This is a genomic window from Prosthecobacter sp., from assembly GCF_020439865.1.
GTDB lineage: Bacteria > Verrucomicrobiota > Verrucomicrobiia > Verrucomicrobiales > Verrucomicrobiaceae > Prosthecobacter.
The window spans coordinates 1-25,710 of sequence record NZ_JAGRPF010000094.1; the positions used below are offsets into that span (position 1 = coordinate 1).

Annotated in this window: 21 protein-coding genes and 1 pseudogene; 12 read left to right on the forward strand and 10 right to left on the reverse strand. The window is 59.8% G+C overall.

All coding sequences use genetic code 11. The annotated features are described in order from the left end of the window. Positions 1–171: pseudogene (locus tag KDL09_RS25165) on the reverse strand (YggS family pyridoxal phosphate enzyme); the annotation flags it as partial. A gap of 74 nt (positions 172–245) precedes the next feature. On the opposite strand from KDL09_RS25165, the gene KDL09_RS09975 reads away from it, so the two are divergent. Further along, complete coding sequence (locus KDL09_RS09975; protein ID WP_294384385.1) at positions 246–1,562, forward strand: Gfo/Idh/MocA family oxidoreductase; 1,317 nt, start codon at positions 246–248, stop codon at positions 1,560–1,562. Between the two features lie 43 nt (positions 1,563–1,605). On the opposite strand, the gene KDL09_RS09980 is transcribed toward KDL09_RS09975, so the two are convergent. Then, on the reverse strand, positions 1,606–2,808 hold the full coding sequence (locus KDL09_RS09980) for an FtsW/RodA/SpoVE family cell cycle protein (protein WP_294384387.1): 1,203 nt from the start codon (positions 2,806–2,808) through the stop codon (positions 1,606–1,608). A gap of 18 nt (positions 2,809–2,826) precedes the next feature. Continuing rightward, positions 2,827–3,666 (reverse strand): ATP-binding cassette domain-containing protein, encoded by an 840-nt coding sequence (locus KDL09_RS09985; protein ID WP_294384388.1) that lies wholly within the window; start codon positions 3,664–3,666, stop codon positions 2,827–2,829. Between the two features lie 7 nt (positions 3,667–3,673). On the opposite strand from KDL09_RS09985, the gene KDL09_RS09990 reads away from it, so the two are divergent. The 4 genes from KDL09_RS09990 (at position 3,674) to ruvC (ending at position 7,976) form a co-directional block, all read left to right on the forward strand. After that, positions 3,674–6,157 carry a protein kinase gene (locus tag KDL09_RS09990; RefSeq protein WP_294384389.1) on the forward strand — a complete coding sequence of 828 codons (2,484 nt, stop codon included), beginning with the start codon at positions 3,674–3,676 and terminating at the stop codon, positions 6,155–6,157. A 76-nt stretch (positions 6,158–6,233) separates the two neighbouring features. Then, entirely contained in the window at positions 6,234–6,932 is a 699-nt protein-coding gene (locus KDL09_RS09995) for a hypothetical protein (RefSeq protein ID WP_294384391.1), read from the forward strand. 10 nt (positions 6,933–6,942) lie between these two features. Further along, complete coding sequence (locus tag KDL09_RS10000) at positions 6,943–7,422, forward strand: DoxX family membrane protein (protein WP_294384393.1); 480 nt, start codon at positions 6,943–6,945, stop codon at positions 7,420–7,422. Continuing rightward, a complete protein-coding gene (gene ruvC, locus KDL09_RS10005; RefSeq protein ID WP_294384394.1) occupies positions 7,422–7,976 on the forward strand; it encodes a crossover junction endodeoxyribonuclease RuvC in 555 nt (184 codons plus the stop codon). Before KDL09_RS10000 ends, ruvC begins: the two co-directional genes overlap by 1 nt. Positions 7,977–7,982: 6 nt before the next feature. Here the strand turns inward: ruvC and KDL09_RS10010 are convergent, their stop codons facing one another. Further along, positions 7,983–8,558 carry an SET domain-containing protein-lysine N-methyltransferase gene (locus KDL09_RS10010; RefSeq protein ID WP_294384396.1) on the reverse strand — a complete coding sequence of 192 codons (576 nt, stop codon included), beginning with the start codon at positions 8,556–8,558 and terminating at the stop codon, positions 7,983–7,985. A 174-nt stretch (positions 8,559–8,732) separates the two neighbouring features. Here KDL09_RS10010 and KDL09_RS10015 point away from each other — a divergent pair, with 174 nt between their 5' ends. Further along, on the forward strand, positions 8,733–10,253 hold the full coding sequence (locus tag KDL09_RS10015; RefSeq protein WP_294384397.1) for a peptidylprolyl isomerase: 1,521 nt from the start codon (positions 8,733–8,735) through the stop codon (positions 10,251–10,253). A 24-nt stretch (positions 10,254–10,277) separates the two neighbouring features. Further along, positions 10,278–10,619: a tetratricopeptide repeat protein gene (locus KDL09_RS10020; protein ID WP_294384398.1), complete on the forward strand. Its 342-nt coding sequence runs from the start codon at positions 10,278–10,280 to the stop codon at positions 10,617–10,619. A 51-nt stretch (positions 10,620–10,670) separates the two neighbouring features. On the opposite strand, the gene KDL09_RS10025 is transcribed toward KDL09_RS10020, so the two are convergent. From KDL09_RS10025 to KDL09_RS10035, 3 genes are all read right to left on the reverse strand, one after another. After that, a complete protein-coding gene (locus KDL09_RS10025) occupies positions 10,671–11,363 on the reverse strand; it encodes a glycosyltransferase (protein WP_294384399.1) in 693 nt (230 codons plus the stop codon). Between the two features lie 263 nt (positions 11,364–11,626). Then, positions 11,627–12,499 (reverse strand): SMP-30/gluconolactonase/LRE family protein, encoded by an 873-nt coding sequence (locus KDL09_RS10030; protein ID WP_294384400.1) that lies wholly within the window; start codon positions 12,497–12,499, stop codon positions 11,627–11,629. Positions 12,500–12,599: 100 nt separating this feature from the next. Then, a complete protein-coding gene (locus KDL09_RS10035) occupies positions 12,600–13,469 on the reverse strand; it encodes an alpha/beta hydrolase-fold protein (protein ID WP_294384403.1) in 870 nt (289 codons plus the stop codon). Between the two features lie 434 nt (positions 13,470–13,903). Here KDL09_RS10035 and KDL09_RS10040 point away from each other — a divergent pair, with 434 nt between their 5' ends. Both KDL09_RS10040 and KDL09_RS10045 read left to right on the forward strand, forming a co-directional pair. After that, positions 13,904–14,284, forward strand: a complete 381-nt coding sequence (locus tag KDL09_RS10040; RefSeq protein WP_294384405.1) for a hypothetical protein — start codon at positions 13,904–13,906, stop codon at positions 14,282–14,284. Positions 14,285–14,391: 107 nt separating this feature from the next. Continuing rightward, on the forward strand, positions 14,392–16,794 hold the full coding sequence (locus KDL09_RS10045) for a DUF1549 domain-containing protein (protein ID WP_294384407.1): 2,403 nt from the start codon (positions 14,392–14,394) through the stop codon (positions 16,792–16,794). A gap of 23 nt (positions 16,795–16,817) precedes the next feature. On the opposite strand, the gene KDL09_RS10050 is transcribed toward KDL09_RS10045, so the two are convergent. Further along, positions 16,818–17,468: a L,D-transpeptidase gene (locus KDL09_RS10050; RefSeq protein WP_294384409.1), complete on the reverse strand. Its 651-nt coding sequence runs from the start codon at positions 17,466–17,468 to the stop codon at positions 16,818–16,820. A gap of 223 nt (positions 17,469–17,691) precedes the next feature. Between KDL09_RS10050 and KDL09_RS10055 the strand changes: the two genes are divergently transcribed. Next, a complete protein-coding gene (locus KDL09_RS10055) occupies positions 17,692–19,962 on the forward strand; it encodes a PQQ-binding-like beta-propeller repeat protein (protein WP_294384411.1) in 2,271 nt (756 codons plus the stop codon). Between the two features lie 39 nt (positions 19,963–20,001). Next, positions 20,002–21,636 carry a PQQ-binding-like beta-propeller repeat protein gene (locus KDL09_RS10060; RefSeq protein WP_294384413.1) on the forward strand — a complete coding sequence of 545 codons (1,635 nt, stop codon included), beginning with the start codon at positions 20,002–20,004 and terminating at the stop codon, positions 21,634–21,636. A 66-nt stretch (positions 21,637–21,702) separates the two neighbouring features. On the opposite strand, the gene KDL09_RS10065 is transcribed toward KDL09_RS10060, so the two are convergent. Together KDL09_RS10065 and KDL09_RS10070 are read right to left on the reverse strand one after the other, a co-directional pair. Further along, on the reverse strand, positions 21,703–22,959 hold the full coding sequence (locus KDL09_RS10065) for a hybrid sensor histidine kinase/response regulator (protein ID WP_294384415.1): 1,257 nt from the start codon (positions 22,957–22,959) through the stop codon (positions 21,703–21,705). Positions 22,960–22,963: 4 nt separating this feature from the next. Then, positions 22,964–24,409 carry an ATP-binding protein gene (locus KDL09_RS10070; protein ID WP_294384417.1) on the reverse strand — a complete coding sequence of 482 codons (1,446 nt, stop codon included), beginning with the start codon at positions 24,407–24,409 and terminating at the stop codon, positions 22,964–22,966. A gap of 148 nt (positions 24,410–24,557) precedes the next feature. Here KDL09_RS10070 and KDL09_RS10075 point away from each other — a divergent pair, with 148 nt between their 5' ends. Continuing rightward, positions 24,558–25,676 (forward strand): glycerate kinase, encoded by a 1,119-nt coding sequence (locus KDL09_RS10075; protein WP_294384419.1) that lies wholly within the window; start codon positions 24,558–24,560, stop codon positions 25,674–25,676. Positions 25,677–25,710 lie beyond the last annotated feature (34 nt).

Sequence of the window (25,710 nt, forward strand, 5' to 3'; positions counted from 1 at the left end):
GTTCTCGCCAAAGAGAACCTGTCCGGCATCCGCCGCCTCGCGAATCGCCTCGACCGGAAAGGTCTTCGACACGGCCAGCAGGTCCACGGAGGCAGGATCGCGACCGCTGCGCGCGGCGGCGGCGTTCATGCGTTCGCGGATGGCCTGGAGTCGGGCGTGGATGTCGTTCATGCTTTGTTGAATGGAGAAAACGGAAGATGCGCCGTCTGCGCAACGTTTTTTCGTGCTCAACCATTCCATCCCACATGCAATCACGCCGCCATTTCATCCGCCAGTCCGCCGCCACGCTGTTCGCCGCCCCCTGGGTCACCACCGGTCTGCGGGCCGCCTCACCGAACGGCAAACTGCGCCACGCGGGCTTTGGAGCGAGCGGCATGAGTTTTGGCGACATGACCACCATGGCCAATCATCCGATGTGGGAGCTCGTCGCCGTGTGCGACGTGGACACGCGCAACTTCAAAAGGGTGCAGGAGAAGTGGCCTGACGTGAAGGTCTATCAGGACTGGCGCGTGATGCTCGACAAGGAAGCGAACAACATCGACAGTGTGAACGTTTCCACGCCCGACCACATGCACGGGATCATGGGCATCTCGGCGATGAACCTTGGGAAGCATCTCTACGGCCAGAAGCCGCTGGCGCAGAACCTGTGGGAGTGCCGCCAGCTCGTCGAGCGCGCACGCGCGAAGGGCGTGATGACGCAAATGGGCATTCAGGTTTCCTCGGACTTCTCCGAGCGCCTCGCTGTGGAACTCATTCACCTGGGTGCCATCGGCAAGGTCAAGGAAGCCCACACCTTCTCGCACAAGAAATGGGGCGACATGGAACTGCGTCCGCAGAAGAGCGATCCAATTCCTGCGGAACTCGACTGGGACGGCTGGCTCGGTGTTGCCTCCGAGCGCAGCTACATTCAGGGCTACGATCACCCGGGCAACTGGCGTAAGCGTCGTGACTTCGGCACCGGCACGCTCGGAGATATGGGCTGCCACATGTTCAGCGGCTGGTTCCGCTCGCTCGGCCTCGCCGCTCCGATCTCCGTGAAGTCCTCCGGCCCTGCGCCGAACAAGGACAACTGGGCCACCAATGCCGTCGTTGAATACACTTTCCTCGGCACCCAATACACTTACGGAGAGAGCATCAAGGTCACCTGGACCGACGGAGATGCGCGTCCGCCCGCCGAAGTGATGGCGCTCACCGGCGAAACCAAGTTCCCGCAGCAGGGCACGATCTACCTAGGCACCGACGGTGTCCTGCTGCACCCGCACGGTTCCACGCCGATGCTCTTCCCGCGAGACAAGTTCACGGGCTACAAGTATCCGAAACTCGAACCTCGCGAGCATCGCGCCGACTTCATCGACTGCTGCCTCCGCGGTGGCGACCAGAAGCCTTCCGCCAACTTCGACTACGCAGGACCGCTCACCGAGGCTGTGCTGCTCGGCTGCCTCGCCAGCGTCTTCCCGAATGAGCAACTCACCTGGGACGCTCCCAGCTTGAAGATCCCAAACAACGCCGAAGCCGACAAACTGGTGCGCCGCGAGTACCGCAAAGGCTGGGAGATTGTGTAGGACCGTTTACGGGGTGGGCGGCTAACGCCGTCCATCCTGAAACTTATTCCTCATCGTCGTCATCACGCACGGAGTTCACCGGACGTTTCTTCTTCACGGAGGAAATGTTCCGGTGCACCCAGACGCTCTGAACCATTCCCATCAGGAAAAGTGTGACGACGACGAAGGTGCCGCCGTAGCTGATGAAGGGCATCGGAAGGCCGATGACCGGCAGCATCACGAGGTTCATCCCGGCATTCTGGAAGGTGTGTACAAAAAACATCGCCACAACGCCGACGACGATGAGACGGCCGAGTTGGTCACGCGCGCAGAATGCGACAAACACGCTCTGCAGCAGCAGCAGCGCCATGCCTGAGAGCAGCAGCACCGAACCACGAAAACCAAACTCCTCGGCGATGACCCCGAAGATGAAGTCATTGATGGACTCATGAGGGAAGAAGGTGCGGTGAATGGAGGCCTGGTCGGGCACTTTTTTGGACTCAGGCCCCTTCCCTTCCAATCCCCCGGTGGCAACGGCGATCTGCAGATGCTTGGCCACCCAGCCTTCGTTTTGAAGGTCCACCTTGTCCAACTGGTTGGTGGCCATGTACCAGGTCGAGTTGATACGTGCCTGCTGGTAGGGCTTGAGCGCAAACACATAGACCAGCGGAACGACGCTGACGACGGCGAGAAGCATGGTGATCAGGTAACGAAATGGAATGCTACCCACGAGCATCATCGAGAGAAACACCGGGCCCCAGACGAGACCGGAGCCCAAGTCCTCCTTGATGACCATCAGGGCCGGCACGCCGGCAATCGCTCCGGCAGCGATGATACGCAGCCAGGGGCGGCGGAACACCGGAAGCATTCGCGGCAGTTCACCAAAGATCACCGCCAGAATGAGAATACCGGACATGATGGCGAACTGCGAGGGCTGCACCATCATGCCGCCCACACGAATCCACGCCTTGTTGCCGCCGATTTCCACACCGATGGCAAGCACCGCCACGAGACCGCCGATACCGGCAAGATACATGGGCACACAGGCCCAGCGCACCCATTTGTAGTCCAGCAACGATGCCGCAAAGAAGAATGGCAGACCGATCATCACCCAGCGGATTTGGTCGCGCCACTTGAACGCAAACTCAGCTTCATCCTTGTAGGAGGATGCATTGAAAATGGCATAGACGCCGAAGACAATGAGCCCTGTGATGTTGAGCACCAGCAGCCAATTCATGCCGAGGAATTTCTTGAAAAGCGGTGTCATGGAACGTGAAAACGAAGGTCAGTCGAGGTGCGGCACGGCATCGAGCAGCTTCTGGGTGTAATCGTGGCGCGGATTCTCGCAGATTTCGTCCGCGTCGCCCTGCTCGACAACTTTGCCATGATGCATGACGACGATGCGGTCGCTCATGTGACGCACCACGGCGAGATCGTGGGCGATGAACAGCAGCGTGAGCTGGAATTCCTCCTGCAGATCTTTGAGGAGGTTTAAAATCTGCGCCTGAACGCTGACATCCAGCGCACTCACCGGCTCGTCGCAGATGAGAAATTTCGGCCGCACAGCCAGCGAGCGCGCGATACCGATGCGTTGCCGCTGCCCCCCGCTGAATTCGTGCGGATAGCGCTGCAATGCATCCGCCGGCAGGCCCACTTTTTTGAGCAACTCTGCGGACACTTCTCGACGTTCTTCACGCGACTTCTCCTTGAAGTGAATCTGCAGCGGCTCGCCAAGAATCGACTCCACTGTCATGCGAGGGTTCAGGGAACCGATGGGATCCTGAAACACCATCTGCATTTCTTTGCGCAACGGACGGAACTCATTCTCCTCCATCTTCAGCAAATCCTGGTCACGATAGTGAACGCTGCCTCCCGTGACCGGAGTCAGCTTGAGAAGCGCCCGTGCCACGGTGGATTTGCCGCTGCCGCTCTCTCCAACCAGACCGACGGTGCTGCCTTCGGCGACGTCGAAGCTGACCTTGTCCACCGCCTTGATCACATCACCGGCACGACCAAACCAGCCCCCGCGGACGGGAAAGTGGATTTTGAGGTCTTGAACGCGAAGCAGCGACATCGTGGAAAGCACGAATTTTAGCACAGGTGGTGAAACGTGCGAAAGTTTCATTGCGCGAATGACTGAAAGTGTCAGCATTCGCCCCCAGATGAACGAACGCTATGAATTACTCGCCCCGATCGCCGAGGGAGGTCTGGGTACTGTTTTCAAGGCACGGGACAGGCAGCTGGGACGGGAAGTCGCCCTGAAGCGCATCCGGGCCGACAAAGCGGGTGACTATGGTTCCGCCGTGGAGTCCCTGATCCGCGAGGCGCAGCAGCAGTCACTCCTGCAGCACCCGAACATCGTCACCGTGCATGATGCCGGAGTGGATGACGACGGCGGGTTCATTGTCATGGAACTGGTCAAAGGCGAGGCGCTGGAGGACATCATTATGCGCGGTGCCCTGACGGCGGAGGATTTCGATTCTCTGGTCCGGCAGACGCTGGGCGGCATGATCGCCGCGCACGAGCAAGGAATCATCCACCTCGACCTGAAACCTGGGAACATCATGATCACCTGGCTGCCGAGCGGAGGCTTTCAGGTCAAGATCCTCGACTTCGGTCTGGCAAAGACCGCCAACCAACCGGTGCAGCAGGACACCGACTCCCAAGGCGCACTCCTTGGCTCGGTGCACTTCATGGCTCCGGAGCAGTTTGAACGCGCCGACGTCGATGTGCGGACGGACATCTATGCCTTGGGCTGCATCTTCTATTATGCACTGACGCAGAAATACCCCTTCAGCGGGGACACGATGCCGCAGGTCATGGTGGCCCATTTGTATCATCGCACCAAGCCGCTCGCCCCTCTGCGTCCTGATCTTCCGACGCACACCGTTCAATGGGTCGAATGGCTCATCAACCGTGTCCCAGCCAACCGTCCGGCCTCTGTGGCCGAGGCGCTGAAGGTTTACGAGGAAGGTGCGCCCCGGGGAGGCGCGGCCCCGGTTGCCGTCGTGGTCGAAGAAGCTCCTCAAACACCGAATCGTGCAATGACCGGCCCGATCGACGTCGGCACCAAAAAACTCATCACCAGCGCACCCGCCGGAACGACCTCCACACGTCTTGTCACCGGTGGTGGAGGCTCGCTCCCTGCCGTTCCTTCGCGGCCGGCCAAACCCGGGTTCCCCAAATGGGCCGCAGTGACCATTCCCTTTCTGGTCGTCCTCATTGGAGGATTTGCGGTGAAACGGTTTATCGAGCGCTCGCATGAGGCCGGACGCCAGCAGCGCTTTGCCGAAATCGCCGGTGCTGAACACGCCCAGGTGACGGATCTCGACATGCGCCTCCTGTTTGACTATCTCGAGAATCCCAAGACCACCGCGGCTGCTGCCCAGGCGCTCAGCCAGGTCGAAGGCGGTGACTACATCGACGCGATGCTCGTGCAGCATCTGGACGGAGCGAAGCACCCCATGGCCCGGGCCAATCTCGTCAAGGTCATCGGACTGCGCGGAATCGGCGGCACCTTTGCCCAGATTCTTCCGCTGGTGAAGGATGCGGACTCCAACGTGCGCCGTGCAGCGTGGACTGCGCTCGGGATAGTCGCAGGTCAGCAAGATTTGCCCAAATTGCTGGCCCAACTCCACGAAGTGCCTGCTAAGGAGGCTGACTTCGCAGAACAGGCCGCGGTGTCCGCCATTCAGACTCAGGGTGATCGTGATGCAGCCGTGGCCCCGGTCATTGCCGCCTATCGCAACGACAAGAGCAGCGAATCTGACCGGGCGCTCTTCCTCCACATCCTCGGCCGCGTCGCCGGAGCAGAATCGCTCAAGGTGATTCTCGAGGCCATCGCTGATCCGGATGTAGGTGTCCGCAGGGCTGCGCTCACCGCAGTCGCTCAATGGCCTGCATGTGATCCCCTGCCAGCCCTGACATCTCGCCTGCCGCGTGAGACGGACCCCGCCAGCCGCCTGCTGCTGCTGAACGCGGCCACGCAGCTTTGCTCGCAGTCCGGCACGCTGCCGCAGGCTGAGATCTTTGCGCAGGCAAAGCGCCTTCATGAAGCAGGCAAGGATGTGCGTGAAAAGGATCTCGCGCTCGCCGCCATCAGCCGAATCACCGATCCTGCTGCGGCGGCCTTTTTTGATGCACTCGCAGTGAGCGAACCTCAGCGCAAGGCGCAGGCTGAGGCGATCAGCAAGAGCATCAACGCCACCTTGGCCCGCGTTACCACAGTAGCCGACAACACGACGGCCTCTGCCGACAAGGCCGACTATCCCAAACTCGGTGGCATGGACCTCATGGCCGGTATTCTGGTGAACTGGCTCGACGAAGGCGACTGGGCGGCGTGGTTCCTCAAATTCGAACAGCCAGGAACGTATGAAATCGCGGTGCGTCAGGCGTCTGCTTCGCAACGGGAAGGTGCCTACGAAGTGGTCCTCGCCGGACAGAAACTGCGCGCAAGCGTGGTGCGCACCGGCAGTGCCCAGGAATTCAAATCATGCATTCTCGGCAACGTCGAAATCAAACAGCCCGGCATCTACCGTCTGCGAGTCGACGCAGTCGATATTCCCGAACGTGAGCAGCTTTTCCGCCTCAAGGCGATCGAACTGGTCAGGAAGTAACCGGCCCGGCTGGTGAAAGCTTCTTGCGATCAGACAGCGCACCTCCATCATGGCTGCTCTCCTATTGTCCCTTCCGATGCGAGCCAACCTCAAACTTCTCCTTTCCGGCCCGGCGCTGTTCGCCCTCTGCTCCTGCGGCATGATTCAGGCCATTTCGCCTGATTTTAAGATGCCAAAAATCCCGCTGCCGAAGTTGCGTATGCCCAGCATGAGCACCGTGGCCAAATACATTCCCGGCATGCCTGATCGGGACAAAGTGGATTCGGACGATCCCACCGTTCCCTTCAACTCGCGCGGCACGATCGGTTTCGGCCATACGATCAGGCTGGAAGTTTATGAAGGAGCGCGCAGCCCGGATCGGATCTATAGCGGCATTACCATGGTCAACACCGAAGGGCTCCTGCCTCTGGGAGAAGCAGGAACGGCCCGTGTCGGCGGCCAGCACCTGCCTCAGGTCGCGGAGGCCATCGCCACCGTCTTTCGTCTGGCGGGACGCAACACCCGGCCCATCACGGTGCAGATTATCTCCGTGGAAAACACCCCGGTCATCTCCATCAACGGTGATGTGCGCGAAGCCGAGTTTATTCCCGCCTTTGAAGACATGACCGTGCAGCAGGCCGTGACCGTCACCGGCGGACGCAAGCAAGGTTCCACTTCGCGCGGCATTTACATCTCCCGCGAGGGGCAGCGCAGCTTCTTCCGCTCGATCGAAGCTGCCGATCAAAAGTGGTCGCCACGCGCCGGCGACATCATCACATTGTCTCCAGACATCTGATTTCCCTGCCATGCTCGAATACACCGGTTCCGGTCCCGCTGCCGCACAGAGCCCCCTCTCTTCCCTGTTTCAAACCGCCGCCATCCTCCGCATCGGCACAGGTCTCGTGCTCATGATGCGCTACGGCATCAGTGCCGTGGAGCATGCCTACCAGTTCTTTTGGAATGAGCAGCCTTGGGCTTGGGTGCCTGCGTTTCATGAAGCGGGCATGCCCTACGCGCACCTTCTCGCCCCCTTTGTCGCAATCCTTATCGTCGGAGTTGCGCTCAGCTGGGTTCTCGGCTTCCTGACGCGCCTGTTTGCCTTTCTTTTCCTGCCCGTTGTCATCACCACCCTCGTCGTGCTGCAGAACGCCGGCTCCCCCAGGGTGGAGGCCGCCTGGCTCTACCTCATCATCACTGTGACACTGCTGCTGTTCGGTTCGGGCTCCGTATCGGTCGATCAACTCTTCCGGCTCGGCCAGGGCGGGCGGAAAAAACATCGCCTCTGATGGCCCGCATTCTCCGCAGCGCCGACGAGTCACCTGCCTCGAATGCGGTCGAACGCGTTCTCGCCATCGACCCCGCACTGCGCAAAACCGGCTGGGCCGTCGTCGAAAATGCGAGCGGCCAACTGCGGGCGGTTGAATGGGGCGTCATTCACAACAAACCCGCCTTGCTTCCCTCCGGATGCCTCGTCGCCATCCGTGCCGGGCTGAACGATGTCATCACCCGGCATGCGCCGACCGTGTGCGCCATTGAGTCAACGATCTTCGTGCAGAGCTACAAAACCGCCATTGTGCTCGGCACCGCACGCGGCGCCTGCCTGATCGCCGCCGCAGAACACGGCCTGCCCATTTACGAATATGCCCCTCGTGAGATCAAACAGGCCGCCGTCGGGCGTGGAGCCGCTCAAAAGGAGCAGGTGGCCTTCATGATCCGCGCCCAGTTGCGTCTGCGTGAGACGCCGGAGGCCGATGCCGCCGACGCGCTCGCCACTGCCATTACTCATTTCCAGAACAGCGCCGCCGCGCGTGCGACGGAGCGTGAGGCACGACGGGTATAGTCCGGCTCAGGCGCGCTTTTTCTTCTTCGCAGGCGGTGCGCTGTGGCCGTTCGAACCGTTGAGCTTCAGCTTTCCGTTTTTGGCATCACGCTCCACCTTTTCCAGCTTGCGCAGCAGCTTCGGCCACTGCTTTTCATCCACGATGAACCCCACACAGCGGTCTGTGCCACAGCGGCAGGGATGCTCGTCCCAGGTGTCCACGTCGAAGCCGTAGTTATAGGTCAGTTCTTCGCCCGCCTTGATGTCGCGCAGGGAGTAAATCCAGATGCGACCGCGGATGATGAAAGCCTCGCAGTTGGGATCACACGAATGATTGATGTAGCGCGCGGGGTTGCGCCCCTTGGCCCCGTCGATGTCATAGCGCTGGTTCAGCGTGAACACGTAAACAGCCGCGCAGCCGGTTTTTTTCGACTTGTCGATCAGAGCGTCACCTCGCCGCGCTGACTCTGCCTTGGTGATCTTTTCCCCCGTGTACTCGATGATGGGCACATCGTTGGGAATGTCACAGCGGGCGAAGATGCCTCGGTTGTGGATGGAGGAGGAGCGTACGGTCCAGTAACGTTTCGTGGGGGCTTGGGGCATGAGGAGAAGCTGACTGCAAAAAAGGGAGCGCATGAAGTGTGCCGGGTGCCACCAATGTCAAGGAACGAGGGCCATTGTTTCGCTGTAGCGTCCTCCGGTGCGAGAACACCACTTTCCGGTTGCCGCTGCGTCCCCCGGTGCCTTATTGCGCGCCCTTCAACCGCCCGTCCTCTCATGCTCGAATTCTTCCGCCGCCATCGTGGCGCCTTCCTCATCACCCTGACGATCATCATCATCCTCTCCTTCTCCGTGTGGGGCGGCTGGCGCAAAAGCAGCGGGTATGAAAAGAAGGCTCAGATCACCGATGTTGCCGTTACCGTCTTTGGCAAGGATTACACCATCGGCGATGTCCAGCGCGCTCAGCGCTCCTTGCAGTTCGCCCAGTATTACATGCAGTCCTATGAACTGCCTTCTATGCTCATGATGCTGTCCTCTGACGGCGGCTTCGGCGGTGGTGGACTCAACACCCTCACCAACCTATTCGTGGCACGCCACCTGATGGAAGAGCTCGGCGTCCGCCCCAGCGACGAAGAAGCCCGCGCCGCCCTGGAAAAGCTCCCTGCCCTGCAGGACAACGGCAAGTTCGACGTCTCCCGCGGTCAGATGCTGGAAGAAAACGCCAACTCCATGGGTTTCGAATCCGCCGACCTGCTCGGCATCATGAAAGACACCATCGGCCTGCAGAAGCTGCAGGACATCGTGGCCAAAAACTACGTGGCTTCTCCTCTAGCCGCCGAAAAGCAGTACGCAAGCAGCTACCAGACCTTCAAAGGCTCCAAGATCACCTTCGAGACCGAAGCCTTCAAAAAGGCCGCATCCGTCACCGACGAGGAGATCAAAAAGTACTACGAGGAGAACAAGGAGAACTACAAGACCGTCGAAAAGCGTGCGGTTAGCTACGTCCTGTTTGCGAATCCCAAGGAACTCGACAAAAAGCCCCTCGAAGAGCGCCAGAAGGAAACGAATGCGCAGGTCGAACGTGTGAACGCCTTCAACAAACTCACCGCCGGTGGCGTCAAGTTTGCCGAGGCCGCCAAGCAGACAAAAGAAAAGGTCGAATCCGTCCCTGCCTTTGCCATCGGAGAGCCCCCTGAAGCGCTCAAGACTGAAAACAACCTGATCGACCTTGTCTTCGCCCGTGACAAGGATTCAAAGAATCCTCCAGAAGCAGTCGAAGGAACTAACGGCTGGTATGTCTTCGACGTCACCAAGATCGAAGAGCCCAAGCAGCAGACGCTCGATCAGGTGAAGGACAAGATCAAAGACATCCTCCTCTCGCAAAAGGCGGATGAAAACCGCAGCAAGGCGGTGAATGAAGCCCGCCTCTTCCTCAGCGACGGCCTGAAGGCCGGCAAGAAGATCGACGCCCTCGTGAAGGAAAAGAAACTCACGCTCGAAGCATTGCCGGACATCGAAACTTCGAATCCCCCCCAGGATGTGCCAAACGCTTTCCTCATCGCACGCGAAGCCGCCAAAACACCCGTCGGAGGCATCTCCCATGCCGTGGACTTCGACAAAGGCACGATGCTCATCTACGTCAGCGCCAAGGAACTGCGCAAACGTCCGGACTCCGCCGAAGTGCGCCAAAGCCAGGTTGAATCCCTATCCCGTCAGGAGCGCATGGGCCTGTTCCACGCCTGGTTCGCCAAGCAGCAGGCCGCCGCCCGCATCGTCAGCAAACTCGGCGTCTCCTGATCCCCTCGTCCTGCTTCGACACGCATGAGCGACACGCCGGCCAACGTCGAAGACCTGTTTGACGACGCCAGCGGTCACGTTGCTCTCGGCGAACTGCCGGAGGCCATTGCGCTCTATCGCCGCTGTGTCGCGCTGCAGCCCGACCATTTTGAAGGCTGGCATGCCCTTGGCATGGCCCTGCTTCGCAACGGCGAGATCAAGGAGGCAATCGGTGCCGGTTTGATGGCCACGACGCTGCAACCCAACGATCTCCTCGCATGGACTGCCCTCTCGCAGATGTACGTCGCGAACAAGCAGATCGCCGAGGCCGAGGATGCCAAAGGCAAAGCCCGCATCCTCTCACTCGGTGGCAAGGTGGTTAAATAGACCTCCCGAAAAGATTCACTTCCGAGCATTCGGTCCAACAGCCTTCCCCAATCAGTATCGAGCAACCGCTCCTTTTCGCGCATACACCTTGCGCTGCTGCCAGGCCTTGTAATAACGCGTCCGCCCCTCCATCCACTGCTTCAGTCGATACCCTCGATAAATACCCAAAATCGGTCGCCCCACCCACTCGATGCATTGGGCCGAAGAGGACAGCCGCAGTTCAAAGGTCGCTGAGGGAGGAAAGAAGCCCCCCATCAGCGCAGGCCCAGTCGGACAGAGATAGTCGAAGCCATAGTACTCCTCCGCCACGTGCCGCACAATCTGGTCGATGCATTGTTTTAGGATCGGATTCCCCGCGCGGCAGACGAGGATGGCGTTGTAGATGCCGAGCGTACCCCGCCCGGTGACGTCCAGATCGCGGCAGAAGTACTCCTTGTCCTCCTCCAGCACGCTGAACCGAAATCCGTTCAAAGGGCGGAACTTGATGTCCAGATAAACGCCGCCGTGGATGTAGAGTGCGCAGTAACGCCAAAGGTCGGCCTTGTAAGCCCCCGGCACCAGAGCATCGAAGGCATCCACGACCTCGACGGGGAAATTCGCCTCAATGAAGGCACGGCAGTCCGCGTCATCGTAAAAGTGATGTTCGTAATCGGGATTGGCCGCCTTGAGCGCATCCACGCAGTCCCGCATCCGGGAAGAAAGAACTTTGGAGTGCCAAGTCTGGAAGAGTTTCTTGGGAATCATCGGTCAGGACCGCGGCACAGAAGCATTTTACCGCGATCCAGGCAAACGGGGGGACTCCAGAAGACCGTTGTCCGGCATGGTCATGCCCGTGCTGCGCCCGTACGGATAACTGCGTGACCGATGTTCACTTCGATGCCCCATTGGATCCACGGTCTCCCACGCGGCGTCAAACTTGGACCGCATTCCCGCAGTGCACCCCGTCAGCATCAAGCTGTAGCAAAGCAGTCCCAACAATCCGAGGTGGCAGAAGGCGTGCATGGCGCTCAGAAATACCCCTTCACCTTGAGCTTGCGACCGAAGATCTTGTCTCCCGCAGCCACATAGAGGATGTCGTGGTCCTTGCCCGCAAACTCGACGCTCACGATCTTGCCCATCGGATCCGGTTTGGCGATGATTCCCGCCAGTCGTCCCGCCGGGTCGAAGATTTGCACGCCGAGTTCGGTGGTGACAAAGAAGCGACCGTTTGCTTCGGTCGTCGAGCCATCGCCTGAGGCGCTTTCCTTGCCCACCGGCAGCCACATCGTCATGTAGGGCGCTCCGCCAGTCAGCGTGCCATCCTCTTCGATGCGCCAGGCCCAGACGTTCTTGCCGCCGTATTCGGAAACCACCAGTGTTCGCTCGTCGGGCGAGATCGTGATTCCATTCGGTTTGATCACGTGCCCTTCGTCTGCCACGACGTGCTTCTTGTCCTTCGTGATCAGATGGATGCGCTGCGTCGGTGTCTCGGTGAAATACAAATTGCCGTTCTTGCTGACGACGAGGTCGTTGCACTTCACGTCCGTGAGCAGCACCTCGACGTCGCCCTTCATCGTGATGGCGATGATGCGGCCTTCCTTGTTGTGACAGGCATAGAAGCGGCCATCCGGTCCGATCTGCAAACCGCTGATGCCCGGCAGGTTGTCGAGAAACAGGTCCGCCTTCCCCGTCGCCACATCCAGCTTGTAGATCCCCTTCCCGCCCTTCACGTCCGTGAAGAACAGATTGCCGTCCTTGTCACAGCACAGCCCGTCCGTGAACACATAACCACCCGCGACTTCCTTCCACGGTTCCCCGTCGATGAGATAATCGTGCAATGAAGTGTCTTGCGCCATCAACGGCGAGGACAGGAGGCAAAGGGCGGTTAGGAGGCGTTTCATGGTTCTGCTGAGTTCTTGGTTCTTAGTTCGTGGTTCTTGGTTTCCAGCAGCTCCCCGCGAACAACGAAGAACAAAGAACCAGGAACCAAGAACAGTTCGGTCACTTCTTCCACAGCCAGCGCAGCGTGTCCGGCAGCATTGAGCCGCCGTGCTTGCCGTTGTGCGTGCCTTCGCCGAGGACGAACTGGTAGTCGTAGCCCGCGAACTTCAGCGCGGCGGCCATGTCCTGGTTGGCGAGCGGCCAGTTGCCGAACTGGTTGTCGAGGTCGTTCTTGCCGTCCTGGAGGAAGATCTTGAGCGGCTTCTTGTCCGTCTTGCGGATCAGCGCGGGATACACATGACCGCCTCGGATGTTCGTAAAACTGCCGATGTGGCTGATCACCTTGCGGAACGCGTCGGGCCGCTCCCACGCCACGGTGAAGGCGCAGATGCCGCCGCTGCTGTTGCCGCAGATGCCGCGGCCTTCAGGATCGTCCGTCAGCTTGTAGCTCTTCGCCACTTCGGGGAGGATTTCCTCGATCAGGAAACGCGCATGCAGATCGCCCAGCGAGTCGTATTCAAAGCTGCGATTGCTGCGCGGCTTCCCCTTCGGATTCGAGGTCGGAAACACGCCCGGATTGATGAAGATGCCGATCGTCACCGGCATCTCGCCCTTGGCGATGAGATTGTCGAACACCACCGGCACGCGAAACGCCCCGTCCGCCTTCACAAAGCCGCCACCGTCGCAGAACACCATCACATTCGCCGGCTGTTCCGGTTTGTATTGCGCCGGCACGTAAACCCACCAGTCCCGTGTCGTGCCCGGATAAATCTTCGACTCCGTCCACGCCGGCATCTGCGTCACCTTCCCCTGCGGCACCCCTTCCTGCACCTGCGAATCAGGTCCGAGCACGTATTGATCATCCTGCGGAGCGGATTGAGCGAGACTGACGAGACATAACGAAAGAGCGGCGGCGGTGAGAAACTTCATGGGTCGAATCCGAACGAGGGAGCGGAAGGGCATCTTGCAGGCCTTGGCAATACGGCACAATAGGAAGAGAGAACTGCGTCACCGAAGCCATGCCAGGAAGCGGAGTCAGAATTCGTTCAAGTGGAAGACGAGTTCGATCCAGAGGTGTGCCAGCCGTGATGAGAGCAGGCAGGGGATGTTGATCTCCCCTTCCTTCTCCGCTAAACGGTCTGGGCGTCATGCCGAACCGCCAAACGACGTCCAGAATAGTCACACAGTGGATTTACCCTCTTATGCCGTTGCAAAGTCACATTTTTGTTGCCCAACAACGGCATAGGAGGGTAAAGCGACACCCCTGAGCGCCTCAACCCGTACTTTTCCGACAAAACCGTCGGCTATAAAGCCGCTGACAAACCTCACGATTTGGTAACCATCTTCACTGTTCGGCTAACAGCATGAGCGCCCTCCTACATCGGCTAGTCTGGCTATCTTTCGCATTGCTCTTGTCGTCCTGCATGACGGCTCGAAAGGATTCTCTTGCAGTTGCCTCTTGTTGCTCACCACTTCCCCTCAGCAAAATTGGAAAGGACTTGGGATTTGAGATGGAAGACCTTGGAATGCATCAATATCATTTCTTCAATGCACACTGTGAATTCGATTTGCTGGCCTCATCGGACACGATTCATCTGGTGGACGAATCCAGCGATAAATCGTCCGGCTTTTCACCGCTATGGACGTTGAGTGGCGACATCACCGAGCAAACGTTAAAGTCAAAACTGCGAACCTACCTTTGTGGAAACAAAGCCGAACAAAACGCTGGTGGCAACGGCTCGTAGCCGTCGGTCGCCTGAGCGGAGTCTTGTGCTCGGCGTCGCCACAGCTTAGACGTTATGATGGTTCAAGGCGCGAGATTTCTCCTTCACGCCACGTTCGTGATTCCCGAATGCGTTTCGTCCTTCTCTCCCTTCTCGGCTTCCCCATCCTCTCCGTCCGCGCAGCGGTCGATTTTTCTCATCAGATCGTGCCGATCCTCCGCGAACATTGCGCGGAGTGTCATGCGGGGGAGAAGAAGAAGGGTGGGTTCTCGTTCAATGATCGCACGTCTTTGATGGAAGGCGGGGAGGACGGGCCGGTCGTGATCGCGGGCAAGAGCGGGGAGAGTGCGATGATTCAGGCGATCCTGTCGAAAGATCCCGATGATCAGATGCCGCCGAAGGGCAAGCGCGTGCCGGCGGAGCAGATCGCGCTGCTGAAGGCGTGGATCGATTCGGGCATCACCTGGGAGGAAGAATTTGCTTTCAAGAAGCCGGCGTATGAGCCGCCGCTGAAACCGCGCTCTCCCGCACTGCCTGCGGCGGTGGACGGACGCACGCATCCGATCGATCGCATCCTGGATGCGTATCTCGCCGCGAAGAAGCAGCTGCGTCCGGCAGCGATTGACGATTCCACCTTCCTGCGCCGGGTTTACCTCGATCTCATCGGCCTGCTGCCGACGCCGGAGGAAGTGGCGGCCTTTGAAAAGGACCAGGCCGCTGACAAACGCACGCGCCTCGTCGAGGCGTTGCTCGCCCGTGACATCGACTACACGGAGCACTGGCTGACGTTCTGGAACGACCTGCTGCGCAACGATTACGGCGGCACGGGCTTCATCACCGGCGGGCGCAAGCAGATCAGCAACTGGCTGTATCATGCGCTGATCACGAACAAGCCCTTCGACCAGTTCGTGCGCGAGCTCATCGCGCCGCCCAACGACGAGAGCCGCGGCTTCATCGACGGCATCAAGTGGCGCGGCGATGTGAGCGCGGGGCAGACGGTGGAGATTCAGTTCGCGCAGAGCGTCTCGCAGTCGTTCCTCGGCATCAACATGAAGTGTGCGTCCTGCCACGACAGCTTCATTGACCGCTGGAAACTCAGCGAGGCCTACGGACTCGCGGCGATCTACTCGACACGACCGCTGGAGATCAGCCGCTGCGACAAACCCATCGGCGAGCAGGCGGTGGCGTCGTGGTTGTTCCCCGAGATCGGCCAGGTGGATGCCAAGGCCGCGCAGCCGGAGCGCCTGAAGCAGCTCGCCGCACTGATGACGCATCCGCAGAACGGCCGCACGACGCGCACGATCGTGAACCGCCTGTGGCAGCGCCTGATGGGACGCGGCATCGTGCATCCGGTGGACGCGATGCAGACGGAGCCGTGGAGTTCGGATTTGCTCGACTACCTCGCCACCTACCTCAGCGAAAACGGTTACGATTTGAAGAAGACACTCGCGCACATCGCCACCTCGCAGGCTTATCAATCGCATGCGCAAGTGGTGACGAAAGGTGCGGATGATCACGGTTACGTCTATGCCGGACCGCGCGCGAAGCGTCTCACGGCGGAGCAGTTTGTCGACGCCATCTGGCAGCTCACCGACGCCGCGCCGACGAAGATGGATGCCAGCGTGCTGCGTGGGAAAGTGGATCCCGCTTTGGCCAAGACCATCACCGTCAAAGGCCAGTGGATCTGGAGCGACAACCCGAAGCCCGCCGCGGGCGAAACGATCACGCTGCGCAAAACGATCAAGCTCGACGCCGATCCCACCAGCGCCAGCGCGGTGGTGACCTGCGACAACGGCTACACGCTCTACGTGAACAACAAGAAGATCAGCGAGGGCGACGACTGGACCAAGCTCGCCGCCGTGCCGTTGCAAACCGCGCTGCGCAAAGGCGCGAACTCGATCATCGCCATCGCCAAAAACGCGGGCAATGGTCCGAATGCGGCCGGCTTCTTCTTTGATGCCCGCGTGCGTGATAACGATGGCAAACACACCGAGATCTTCAGCGACGACACTTGGGAGTGGTCGGCCAAAATCCCCGGCGGCAAGGAAGGCCGAATGGCCGCTTTTGATCCGAAGGACTGGAAGAAAGCCACGGTGGTCAAGACGCTGGCCGTCTGGCAGAAGACCATCGACGCGCAGGCCCCTGCCCTGCTCGCGCAAGGCGCCGCCGCCAGCGGCAAGATGATCCGCGCCTCGCTCATTAAGGCCAACTTTCTCATGCGAACCCTCGGCCGTCCAAACCGCGATCAGATCGTCACCGAGCGTCCGAACGAACTCAGCACGTTGGAGGCAATCGATTTGGCGAACGGCAGTATTTTGGCCGGCACCATCGCCCAAGGCGCTAAACGCCTGCTGGAGACGGCGAAGGGTGATTTCATCACGCCTCTCTACCGCCACGCCCTGTCACGCGGTCCGACGAGTGCCGAACTCGCAACGGCGAAGGAGATCGTGGGTGCCAAGCCCACGCAGCAAGGACTCGAGGACCTGCTGTGGGCGGTTTGCATGCTGCCGGAGTTTCAGGTGGTGCGGTGAGCCCTCCCGTCACAGACAGCGATTCACTGCGCAGTCACCGAACCCCAGTGGAACAACCGCCTGATCACCGCAGCGGTCCTCGTGGGAGGCAGGGGCTCTTCGACGACGTCCACTTCCGCCCCCGGTTTCACCCAGCGGCATAAATGGATGATGTCGGACGACCCCATGCGCACACAGCCCCAGGAGACGGGCTTCTTCAGCCCCATTTCATCGGTGGTCCCGTGAATGTAGATGAGACGCTGAAAAGCGCGCGCATTACGGGGTTCCGTGCCACGCAGACGAATGATCCGAGTGACGATGGCATCACCGACCGTGGTGTTCGGTTTCAGGATCTCTCCGGTGGGTTTGCGAGAATAGAGCCGCATGCCTTTGGGCAGCCCCTGGCCAATGATGTCCACCACTTCGAGGCGGCCCAGCGGCGTCAGGTTGGAACGCAGCTTGTCGCCCAGTCCGAAACGCGAGGTGCTCACCGGATAACGCCTTTTCATCTTTTCCCCTTCATAGGTTTGCATTTTTTGATCGGGGATGCTGACCACCAGGCGCTGAGCTGGCACCTCTTTGACCGCCAGAGAGACTTTTTGACAGCCGCAGTCGCAGCGGGAACTGCTGCAGCTTGCGAGTGCGACCACAGACGGAAGCAGAAGAATCGCGGAAAACGTGACTGACGCACTCATGAATGTCACTTCAGGGCCCAGTAGAACTATGCCTGATAGTCGGCGCGAATTCAAGCAGCCCGCCCCAAACCTTGAACCGAACCGACTGCAAGATGCCGCCAACGCAGGGCGTTCACCCATCCCCCATTGACGCCGGTGCCGCCTCCCCTGCGAAAGGTATGAAAATCGCATTGAAGCGCGGCGCGTGCTCACGATGTTTTGTTTCCATCTTCCCCACCAAACCATGCATCACCGCCCCCGCCCCTCCTTCGGCTGTCTGTTTGCCGCTACCCTGGCCCTCACCGGAATCTCCCAAGCAAACGACTGGACGAACTGGCGCGGTCCGTTGCAGAACGGCGTGAGCCTCGAGCATTACACCGACGCCGGGAAGATCGATGAGAAGCCCGCCTGGACCTATGACGTCCACGCGCGTGGTACTGCGACGGTGTTTGATGGCAAGGTGATCCTGTGGAGCTATAAGGGCGAGACGACCGATCTCATCGAGCTGATCACATGCATGGATGCGAAGACGGGGAAGAAGTTGTGGGAGCACGAGATGCCCGACTACCTGAGCGACTCGATCTACAACCGCTATTCGATCGGCGCACCGACCGTGGATCCCGAGACAAAGCGCATCTATCTGGTGAGCAATGCAGGCCTCTTCTATTGCTGGGAGCTGGATGGCACGAAGGTGTTCGAAATTCCGATGATGGAAGATCTGGGCCGCATGACCTTCCCAAATGCGCGCGTCGGCAGCCCGGTGATCGAAGGTGATCTGGTCATCACCCACTTCATCTACTCCAATTGGGGCGCCGACGGCCCGGCGGCAGACCGCGCCTACGCCTTTGACAAAAAGACCGGGGAACTGGTCTGGTGGTCGCGCCCCGGCGTCGTGCCGCCCGTGGACAGCTCTTTTTCAACTCCGGTGTTGGAAACCCGCGATGGCAAACGCGTGATGTATTACGCAACCGGCTGCGGTCACCTCGTGTGCGTGAACGCACGCAACGGCGCGCCCTACTGGAAAATGCCAATCAGCAAGAACGGCGTGAACGCCTCGGTGGTGATCCACAATGGAACGCTGATCGCCATTCACGGTGACGAGAACATCGACAATTCCGAAAAGGGCCGCATGCTCTGCATCAAACTCCCGGAAAAGCTCACTGAGGCGGAAGGCCCCGAAAGCACTGTGCTAGATCCGGAGGTCGAAGTCTGGCGCCAGCCGCTCTCCGCCACCAGCAGTTCACCCGTGGCCGTGGGTGATGTGGTCTATCAGCTCGATGATGGCGCCACGCTCTATGCCATCAATTCCACCACGGGTGTCGAGATGTGGAAAAAGAAGCTCAGCAACGCCAACCTGCATTCCTCTCCGCTCTATGTGGACGGTCTTCTCTACATCCCGCTGATGGAAGGCAAGCTGGTGGTGCTGAAGCCTGGTGAGAAGGACGGCGAGATCGTTCAGGAGATCAAACTCGACGGCAGCTGCCTCGGTGCCCCGAGCGTGTGCGACGGCATGCTTTATGTGACCACCACGAACCATTTCTACGCCTTCCCCATTCCAAACAAAGGCATCAAGGTGGATGAAGCCCCCAAGGTCGAAGTGCCCGCCGCAGGCAAAGCCGTGGCGTTGCAGATCGTCCCAGCCGAGACGCTGCTCATGACGGGTGACAAACAGGCTTTCCGCATCCGCAGTGTCGATGCGAACGGCTTTGTGGTCGCGCGCGACATCCAAGGGGTGAAGTGGGAGAGCTTCATTCCTCCGACCGCCAAAGTTAAGGCAACGATGGACGCAAAGTTCAACGATAAGGGTGAACTCACCGCCGCCGCCGATGCCAAATCCAGCGCCGGTGCTTTCAAAGCCACCGCACCGGACGGACTCACCGGCACCATCCGCGGTCGCACACTGCGCAACCTGCCCATCAAGGAGGACTTCGAGAAATATGACCTGACGGTGGATCAGCCGGATGAGAAGATCAAATTCTCCTACCCGCCGCTACCATGGATCGGTGCACGCTTCAAATTCGATGTGCGTGAACTCAACGGCAACAAGGTCTTCGCAAAGACCTTTGACCGCCTCCTCTTCCAGCGCGCCACGGTGTTTGTCGGCGCCTCACATTTGTCCAACTACACGATGCAGGCGGACGTGATGACGGACGGCAGCGCCCGTTCCAAATCCGACATCGGTCTCGTGAACCAGCGCTATCTCATCTGCCTGCGTGGCAATGCAGGCAAGATGGAGGTCAGCTCCAATCTCGAACGTCTCAAACAGGAGGCGCCATTCAAGATGATCGCCAACACCTGGTATACTCTCAAAACCCGTGTCGATGTGGCCAAGGATGGCAGCGGTGTCATTCGTGCCAAAGCCTGGGACAAGGCGCAGCCCGAACCCGAGGCATGGACCATCGAAGTCAAAGTGCCACATGCGCATCCGAACGGCTCCCCGGGCATCTTTGGATTCACCCCGCTGAATCAGAAGCGCGTCTATCTCGACAATCTGAGCATCACTTCGAACAAATAAGTCAGCGTCATCATCTCACACCGTTTCCTTCTCGATCACATGACCACCAAACCCACCCTCATCCTCGCTGCGGCGCTCGTCGCCGCGGCATCGCTCCACGCCGCAGACTATCCGCAATGGGGCGGCGGCAACACCCGCAACATGGTTTCCGATGAAAAAGGACTGCCGACGGACTTTGATCCCGGCAAGAAGTACGGCCCCAAGGCCGCGCCAAAGATCGCCGGACGCCTCCGTCCGGACGCACAGGAGGCCAACAAGGGCCCCGGCGCGGAAGACATCGACATGAGCACCACAAAGAACTGCCTCTGGGTGGCCAAGCTAGGCTCCCAGACCTATGGAACACCGATGATCGCCGGCGGTCAGGTTTATGTGGGCACCAACAACGAGTCTCCGCGCGATCCCAAGCACATCGGTGACCGCGGCATCATGATGGTCTTCGACGAGTATACCGGCCAGTTCAAATGGCAGGTCGTCTCCCCGAAGATGGGCAGCGGCAAGGTCAATGACTGGGAATATCTCGGCATCTGCGCCAGTCCGACCATCGTCGGCGACAAGGCCTACGTGCCGAGCAATCGCTGCCAGATTCTCTGCATCGACATCAATGGCATGTCGAATGGCAATCAGGGCATGCAGGACGAGGCCTCGTTCATGGCCCCGCTCGACAAAGACGGCAAACCCACCGCTCCCATCACGCCCGGCAACACCGATGCCGACATCCTCTGGGTGTATGACATGTACAAGGAGCTTGGCGTGTTCCAGCACAACGCCACCGCGGGTTATCCTCTCGTCGTGGACGGCAAGGTCTTCGTGCCCACCTGCAACGGTGTGGACTGGACCCACACCAACATTCCTTCGCCGAACTCCCCCAGTTTCATCATGCTTGATGCCGAAACCGGTGAACTGCTCGGAGAACAGGATCATGTGGCCTCCGAGCGCGTGCTGCACTGCTCCTGGTCCTCCCCGAATTCTCTCATGGTCAACGGCAAGCTTCAGGTCATCTTCGCCGCTGGCGACGGCTGGGTTTACTCGATGGCGCCTGAGACGCACAAAGACGCTGAAGGCCTCGACATCCTCAATGAATTCTGGCGCTACGACGCCAACCCTCCCGAGTATCGCAAGAACTCAGCCGGAGAACCCATCAAGTACGTTGAGTACGACGGCCCCAGCGAAATCATCGCCACACCCTCCATCGCCGACGGCCTCATCTATGTTCCCATCGGACAGGATCCTGAGCATGGCGAAGGTGTCGGCTGCCTGAGCTGCATCGATCCCAAAATGAGCGGTGACATCTCCGGCAAGGCTGTGTGGACCTTCAAAGGCATCGAGCGCACCATCTCCACACCTGCCATCAAGGACGGTCTCGTCTACGCAGCCGACTACACCGGTCGCGTGTTCTGCCTAGATGCCAAGACCGGCAAGGAATACTGGAAGTTCGACACCAAAGGCCACATCTGGGCCAGCCCGGTCGTCGCTGATGGCAAAGTCTGGATCGGCAACGAAGAAGGCGAACTCTTCATCCTCGCAGAGGGCAAGGAGCTCAAGGAAATCAAAACCATCGAGTTCCCCTCCCCGCTCCTCAGCAGCGTCGTTGCCGCCAACGGTGCGCTCTACGTCACCACCCACACGCACCTCTACTGTTTCAAGGAAGGCGCCAAGACTCCTGAGGCCAAGTAGGCGTTCCTGACATATCTCGACGAATCACGAGGCGGACCTGTCATGGGTCCGCCTTTTTCGTGGCAATCACGCCGCCACCATCTCTTCGCGATGCTTCCAGCGCTTTTCGTGCGTCACCAGTGTGTTGAAGAAATCCTCTTCTTTCTTCGGTTCGAACGACGGATCGAGAGGAAGGCTCAGCTTGAGTTCCAGTCCACGTGGCTCGAGATGACGCGCCTCGGCGAGGCCGCCATGGAGATGCATTGTGACATAGCATGCCATCATGTTCACCCCGAAGTCATCCGGTTTGCGACTGCGGGTGTAGAAGGGATCAAAAAGATTCACGGGTTTGTCCTTCCCCTCCCATGCGCCCGTGTCGCGCACATACATCACCACTTGTGACTGACCTCTGGCATCCTTCCGAACCATGGCGCTGATTTGAATGCTGTCCCCCGGGCTGAGATGCGTGAGCTCCTCCATGAAAATGAGCCTCCACATCTGGCGGAAGCGCGGGCCATGAACCATGAGCGGCGGCAGATTCGGATCGATCTCGATGTCCACGTTCAGGTTCTTTTCACCGAGCTCCGCCGAGAACACATCAATCATCTCTCCCAGCACCGTGGTGAGATTGCATTGATCGGCCCGGTTCACCCGTTTGGCGTGGGAGGCCTCGGCCAAACGTGCCAGCAAGGACTGGATGCGTTCGAGCTGTGACTGCGCCTGACTCTGCACCTCAAGCCAGAATGAGGGATCCCGCGGATGCGCGCCCCCAATCTCCTCCATCAATTTCATCGGAGCCAGATCAATGAAGGCACGGACGACGGTCAGAGCGTTGCGCAGATGATGATTCAAACCTTCCGCCAGAATGCCCAGACCCGAAACCTTGTCGGCGGAGAGCATGTTGCGCACCGTGTCCGCCTTTTCTGCCAGCAGACGTTCGCGTTCGATCATCGCATGATAGTAGTCCAGCGCATGCTTGATCACCACGCTCAGCTCGTCGGGGTCCCAAGGCTTGTGCAAATAACGAAAGCAGCGGCCGGAGTTCACGGCATCCACGGCGGCCTGGTAGTCGGTGTAGGCGGTGACGAGGATGCGGACGAGGTTGGGATTGAGCTTCTTCGCGTGCTCCATGAGCTCCACGCCGGTGTGGCCGGGCATCCGCTGATCAGTGAGAAGCAGTCCGATACGTGGTCCATACTGCTGGAGAACGCTGAAGCCGTCCTTCGCATTGGTGGCGGTGTGGATGGTATACTCGTCCCCGAAGATCTCCTTGAAGTAATGCAACGCCTTCTCCTCGTCATCGACGTAGAGGATGTGATAGGGCGAAAGCTTCTGGCAGGACATGGATTCAGGCGCTGGCGGGTTTCTTCAGAGAGAGGATGAACTGGGTGTGGCTGCCCACGGCGGTGTCGATCTTCACCTCACCGCCCATCTGCTGGATGAGGCGGAAGCAGATGCTGAGGCCCATGCCCATGCCCTGCCCCACTTCCTTGGTGGTGAAAAAGGGATCGAAGACCTTCGAAAGATGTTCCTTCGGAATGCCGCTGCCGTTGTCTCGCACGATCAAGTCGATGCCGCTGTCGGTCTCATGGCAACGCAGGCGAATGGTGGGAGTGTCACGACCGACGAGGGCGTCGAGGCTGTTCTGTATGAAGTTCAGGAGGATCTGAATGAGGGAGTTTTCATCGCCGTGCACCATCACCCCCTCGGGGATCTCATCCTCAAGCGTGACCCCGCGGTCGCTGATCTCCTTCGCCAGCAGACGCAGGGCCTTGCGCGAGGTTTCGTAAAGGTCCACCGGACGGCAGCCGCGGTTCTCCGGATGCGCGAAGGTACGCAGATCGGAGACGATGGCCGCAACGCGGTCGATCCCCTCGCCGATGTCGGCAGCGATGCGATTGAAGGATTCCGCCACATCCGGTGGCAGATTTTTGCCCTTCTTCTTCAGCAGGAAGACGGCGGACTTCACGTAGTTCAGCGGATTGTTGATCTCATGCACGATCCCTGCCCCAAGACGGCCGATGGACGCCAGCTTCTCGCTCTGGGCGAGCTGGGCCTCCGTCTCGCGCAGGCGGTTCAGCGTGGCGACGAGTTCATCGTTCCGTTCTGCAAGCTCCTCACGTTGGTCCTCCACCTTGCACCGGCTGGCAAACTCCCGCACGCGGATGGCATGATGCTGGCGGCTGCCGATGTATAGCACGACGCAGTTCAGCAGGATGAAGCCTGTGTTGTTCACAAAGATGCCCAGCGTCCGCGGATCGGCGCCTTTCCCTAAGTTGGGGAGGGTGCAGGCAAAGTAGGCCAGCAGCACTAGGCCGAGCGTGATGCCGATCTCGCGGAAGGTCCAATGGAACACGAAGGCGGTGGCCACGATGCAGAGCGTGAGCCCGGCATAGTAGCCGGAACCCGGATCTCCGCTGATGAACATCATCAGACAGATCATCAGCGTGGGTAGAAGCGGCAGGATGATCGGATAAGCCCGGCAATACCTCCGGCCCAGCGATCCGTTTAGCGCCAGCAGCAGAGGCACGCAGCTGGCGGCGCAGGCCAGTCGAAGAATCAGGAACTCCAATTTCCGCTCCGGGTAGGCCATCCAGTCGAGAAACCAGCACAGGGGTACCAGGATCATCACAAACCACGCACCCAAGCGGGCATTGCGCAGGTTCAGCTCCAGTTGCTCCTGCTCAAAACGATCCGATTTCGGCAAAACAGCCCCTGATTCGCCTGCGGCAGGGCGAACGTTTCTAGGGGAGGTCAGCGGTGAGCCGACTTCTGCTAGGGCTGCTATAGACATAACTTTTGTATTTTTAATAATTAACCACAGCTGCCAGCCCCGTCAATCAGCGCATTTTACAGTTTTCTGACAACTTGTCCCACTTCCCGCGATCGAAAACACACCCCCGCTTGGCAGTCGCCTCCCTCTTGCCATGGTGCCTCCGCTCATGCGTGTCCTCATCGCCATCGACAAATTCAAAGGCTCCCTCCCGGCCCCCGTGGCGGCCCAAACCATCGCGTCGATCCTCGGACCGTTGGGACTGGAATGTGATCCTTGCCCCATCGCCGACGGCGGCGAGGGCACTGCGGAAGCCGTGATCGCCGCATTAAGGGGCGAATGGTGTGTGGCTGCGACCTTTGATGCCCAAAACCGCCCGGTCACCACCCGCTATGGGCTCGTTCAGGATGGAGACCGCCTCGAAGCCATCATGGAAATGAGTGCGGCGTCGGGATTGGCGATGGTCAGCGATCTTCCGCTCGATCCGGCCTCCGCCACCACTCACGGCACCGGTTTGATGATGCTCGACGCCCTCGATCGCGGTGCCAGCCGCCTCGTCATCGGAATCGGCGGCAGCGCCACGAACGACGCCGGCATTGGCATGGCTGCCGCGCTGGGTTTTCGCTTCCTTGATGCACAAGGACAACCGCTGGAGCCGATCATCGCCCACATGGACCGCCTCGCCAAAATCGAACGCCCGGAGCGCCTGTTCCCGGAAATCCTCGTCGCCTGTGATGTAACCAATCCCCTGCTCGGTCCGCACGGCTGCACCCGTGTTTACGGACCACAGAAGGGCGTGACGGACTTCGAGTTCTTCGAATCCCGCCTCGAACGCCTCGCCCAAATCGTAGAGCGCGACCTCGGAGTCGATCATCGCGACGTGCCCGGTGCCGGAGCCGCGGGCGGGCTTGGCTTTGGCCTGATGAGCTTCTGCGGAGCCAGACTCACCAGCGGCTTCGACCTGATCGCCGATCTCGTCCACCTTCGCGACCGCATCGCCGCCGCCGACCTCGTCATCACCGGCGAGGGCAGGCTCGACGCGCAGACGCTTCACGGCAAAGGCCCCATGGGCGTCGCCGACATGGCGCGCGAGCTTGGAAAACCCGTCGCCGCCTTCGCCGGAGCCATCGAGGCCGAAGAGCAGCTCCGCACCCGCTTTGACCTCCTCTGTGCCATCAAGCCAAGGGAAATGCCCCTCGCCGAGGCCATGCAGCGTGGCCCCGAACTTCTCGCGGCTGCCGTCACACAGCAGGTTCCCGCTTTGCGAGCACTTGCACAAGCATCCTGACCGTGCTCATTCCCTGCCCCTCTCATCCCTGATC

Coding starts and splice junctions, on each gene's coding strand:
- KDL09_RS09975 (WP_294384385.1), top strand. CDS start 246: ATGCAATCACGCCGCCATTTCATCCGCCAGTCCGCCGCCACGCTGTTC.
- KDL09_RS09980 (WP_294384387.1), bottom strand. CDS start 2,808: ATGACACCGCTTTTCAAGAAATTCCTCGGCATGAATTGGCTGCTGGTG.
- KDL09_RS09985 (WP_294384388.1), bottom strand. CDS start 3,666: ATGAAACTTTCGCACGTTTCACCACCTGTGCTAAAATTCGTGCTTTCC.
- KDL09_RS09990 (WP_294384389.1), top strand. CDS start 3,674: ATGACTGAAAGTGTCAGCATTCGCCCCCAGATGAACGAACGCTATGAA.
- KDL09_RS09995 (WP_294384391.1), top strand. CDS start 6,234: ATGCGAGCCAACCTCAAACTTCTCCTTTCCGGCCCGGCGCTGTTCGCC.
- KDL09_RS10000 (WP_294384393.1), top strand. CDS start 6,943: ATGCTCGAATACACCGGTTCCGGTCCCGCTGCCGCACAGAGCCCCCTC.
- ruvC (WP_294384394.1), top strand. CDS start 7,422: ATGGCCCGCATTCTCCGCAGCGCCGACGAGTCACCTGCCTCGAATGCG.
- KDL09_RS10010 (WP_294384396.1), bottom strand. CDS start 8,558: ATGCCCCAAGCCCCCACGAAACGTTACTGGACCGTACGCTCCTCCTCC.
- KDL09_RS10015 (WP_294384397.1), top strand. CDS start 8,733: ATGCTCGAATTCTTCCGCCGCCATCGTGGCGCCTTCCTCATCACCCTG.
- KDL09_RS10020 (WP_294384398.1), top strand. CDS start 10,278: ATGAGCGACACGCCGGCCAACGTCGAAGACCTGTTTGACGACGCCAGC.
- KDL09_RS10025 (WP_294384399.1), bottom strand. CDS start 11,363: ATGATTCCCAAGAAACTCTTCCAGACTTGGCACTCCAAAGTTCTTTCT.
- KDL09_RS10030 (WP_294384400.1), bottom strand. CDS start 12,499: ATGAAACGCCTCCTAACCGCCCTTTGCCTCCTGTCCTCGCCGTTGATG.
- KDL09_RS10035 (WP_294384403.1), bottom strand. CDS start 13,469: ATGAAGTTTCTCACCGCCGCCGCTCTTTCGTTATGTCTCGTCAGTCTC.
- KDL09_RS10040 (WP_294384405.1), top strand. CDS start 13,904: ATGAGCGCCCTCCTACATCGGCTAGTCTGGCTATCTTTCGCATTGCTC.
- KDL09_RS10045 (WP_294384407.1), top strand. CDS start 14,392: ATGCGTTTCGTCCTTCTCTCCCTTCTCGGCTTCCCCATCCTCTCCGTC.
- KDL09_RS10050 (WP_294384409.1), bottom strand. CDS start 17,468: ATGAGTGCGTCAGTCACGTTTTCCGCGATTCTTCTGCTTCCGTCTGTG.
- KDL09_RS10055 (WP_294384411.1), top strand. CDS start 17,692: ATGCATCACCGCCCCCGCCCCTCCTTCGGCTGTCTGTTTGCCGCTACC.
- KDL09_RS10060 (WP_294384413.1), top strand. CDS start 20,002: ATGACCACCAAACCCACCCTCATCCTCGCTGCGGCGCTCGTCGCCGCG.
- KDL09_RS10065 (WP_294384415.1), bottom strand. CDS start 22,959: ATGTCCTGCCAGAAGCTTTCGCCCTATCACATCCTCTACGTCGATGAC.
- KDL09_RS10070 (WP_294384417.1), bottom strand. CDS start 24,409: ATGTCTATAGCAGCCCTAGCAGAAGTCGGCTCACCGCTGACCTCCCCT.
- KDL09_RS10075 (WP_294384419.1), top strand. CDS start 24,558: ATGCGTGTCCTCATCGCCATCGACAAATTCAAAGGCTCCCTCCCGGCC.